The 2,539-nt window shown below is 35.6% G+C and carries 3 protein-coding genes; 2 read left to right on the top strand and 1 reads right to left on the bottom strand.

Features of this window, described 5'->3' with window-relative positions:
- Positions 1-314 precede the first annotated feature (314 nt).
- Both ACFY1E_RS47860 and ACFY1E_RS47855 read left to right on the top strand, forming a co-directional pair.
- Positions 315-995 (top strand): IS6-like element ISS1N family transposase, encoded by a 681-nt coding sequence (locus ACFY1E_RS47860; protein WP_024046927.1) that lies wholly within the window; start codon positions 315-317, stop codon positions 993-995.
- Positions 996-1,238: 243 nt separating this feature from the next.
- Positions 1,239-2,129 carry an IS982-like element ISLll1 family transposase gene (locus ACFY1E_RS47855; protein WP_364599247.1) on the top strand — a complete coding sequence of 297 codons (891 nt, stop codon included), beginning with the start codon at positions 1,239-1,241 and terminating at the stop codon, positions 2,127-2,129.
- A 39-nt stretch (positions 2,130-2,168) separates the two neighbouring features.
- Here ACFY1E_RS47855 and ACFY1E_RS47850 read toward each other — a convergent pair.
- A partial coding sequence (locus ACFY1E_RS47850) for a hypothetical protein (RefSeq protein ID WP_389088917.1) occupies positions 2,169-2,539 on the bottom strand: 371 nt, incomplete at its 5' end.

The following is a 2,539-nucleotide window of genomic DNA, read 5'->3' as shown; positions in this document are numbered from 1 at the left end:
CATTTTTTTTACCAACAACATTGACTAGTTCTTCGACTAAGTCCATATTAACTTCTCCCCTCTATAACGTTTGTAAAAAACGTTTTAATCATTACGCTTTCAATGATACGCTTTTTTTGATATTTTGGTTAATAGGTAGATTGTAAAATTAATCCGACGCTGTTCGGACAAAAAAGACCAGCTTCCTTTAAAATGGTGTTTATCACAAACCCATTTTTAGGAGCCGATCTTTTGTCTAGTAGGTTCTGTTGCAAAGTTTTCCAAAAAATCTATTTTAGTGTAAAATTGAGAAAAAAGACAGAGAGGACAGAGTAATGAATCATTTTAAAGGCAAACAATTCAAAAAAGACGTCATTATTGTCGCTGTTGGTTACTACCTGCGTTACAATCTAAGCTATCGTGAAGTTCAGGAATTGTTATATGATCGTGGAATAAATGTTTGTCATACTACGATTTATCGTTGGGTGCAAGAGTACAGCAAAGTCCTCTATTATCTTTGGAAGAAGAAAAATAGACAATCCTTCTATTCATGGAAAATGGACGAAACCTATATCAAAATTAAGGGACGTTGGCATTATCTTTATCGTGCAATTGATGCGGACGGCTTAACCTTAGATATCTGGTTACGAAAGAAACGGGATACGCAAGCAGCCTATGCTTTCTTAAAACGACTCCATAAACAGTTTGGTGAGCCGAAAGCAATTGTGACCGATAAAGCACCTTCTCTTGGCTCCGCCTTTAGAAAGTTACAGAGTGTGGGTTTATATACTAAGACAGAGCACCGAACTGTGAAGTATCTTAACAATTTAATAGAACAAGACCATCGACCTATTAAACGACGGAATAAATTTTATCAAAGTCTCCGTACAGCCTCTTCCACGATTAAGGGCATGGAGACCATTCGAGGAATATATAAAAAGAACCGAAGAAATGGAACGCTCTTCGGCTTTTCGGTGTCTACTGAAATCAAGGTATTAATGGGAATACCAGCCTAAGATATTTGGAGTTCAGAGCGGGCGCGTTTGATTTTCAAACTTCGCAACAGAACCATCAATTCATTTTAGCTTAAATTTGAAAAAAAAGATAGTTAGAACTGGACTAAATTCAAATAAATGGATACAAAATGGAATACATCTTCTTAGGTCAATACCCGAATTGCTAGTTAATTTCATTGGAAAATAAATAAGTCGTGCTATCCTAATCTTAAACCACTAAGCATTAGAAAGCGCACGACTTATATGACTTATAATAGCACACTTCCAAAAGTTTTTGTTTATTTACTGACAACCATTGAGACGCTTTATCAAACGAGTGTTCCCCTTGAGGTTCAAAACCGAAAAAACGTCCATCTCGCAACATCAGATTGCTTAGTTATCGCTTGTTACCTCTGGGGCGTACTGCATTTTAGTGAAACGCTTAAAGCTAAGCACCAATTGGCTCAAAGTTTATTTCCTAATTTCCTAGAATATTCTCGCTTTGTCCGCCGTTGTAATGCCCTCTTACCGAGTATCCAAGTCATTCGCCAAGCACTCGTCTTTAAAGAGGTTGAAGGAATGAGTGTATCCATTATTGACAGCTTCCCCATTCCTTTGTGTCAGCCTATTCGTAATTTCAGAAGCAAAGTTCTTGGAGATTATGCAAATGTTGGCTACAATGCTACAAAGGGACAGTACTTCTATGGATGTAAATGTCATGCTTTAGTCAGTGAATCAGGCTATGTCATAGACTACACAATTACTCCTGCTTCAATGGCTGATAGTTCAATGACCGAGGAAGTGTTGAGTCAATTTGGGACACCAACAGTCCTTGGAGATATGGGATATTTAGGTCAGTCACTGCATGATAGGCTGGAATTAAAAGGAATTGATCTAATTACACCTGTCAGGAAGAACATGAAGCAAAAGAAAATCCTTTTCCCTAATTTTTCAAAACGTAGAAAAGTGATTGAGCGAGTTTTCTCTTTTTTGACAAATCTAGGAGCTGAGCGTTGTAAAAGTCATTCGCCTCAAGGTTTTCAATTGAAATTAGAGATGATACTTTTAGCGTATTCTTTACTGTTAAAATCAGCTAAATCACTGGAACCAGAGACTTTAAGATATTCTATCGGGTATCAAGTCATGTCTAAATAATCAACTAGCAATTCGGGTAAATAAGATTAAAAATTATATTCACTTCCAGTGTTTACCTCTTACCAGTCTGTAAAGTTTATATCCAACATAAGAAGAAAAAATATACATTTTTATCCGTTTAGTATGTCTTTTTTCTATTGAAATATAATCTTTAAATACTTTTTTTCTGATTGGATTTAATTCATTATACAATTTTTTCGAATCTGGAAAATAAGCTAATATTGACGTAACTATTTTACCAACTACTGCTCCCAATTCCCGAATTTTATACTGATCATAAAAATCTAATAAGTCATATGTTACAAAAATGGCGTCGTCCGAAAAGAATTTTTCCGGGTGATTACTCATAATAGACCCAGAGCGTTTCCTATATCTATACAATCTTAGGGAAATAACAACAATGTTTTTAC

This window comes from Streptomyces sp. NPDC001604, assembly GCF_042893475.1.
Classification (GTDB): Bacteria; Actinomycetota; Actinomycetes; order Streptomycetales; family Streptomycetaceae; genus Streptomyces.
Note: the sequence above shows the minus strand (reverse complement) of the source record. Positions and strands in the feature narration are given on the sequence as shown.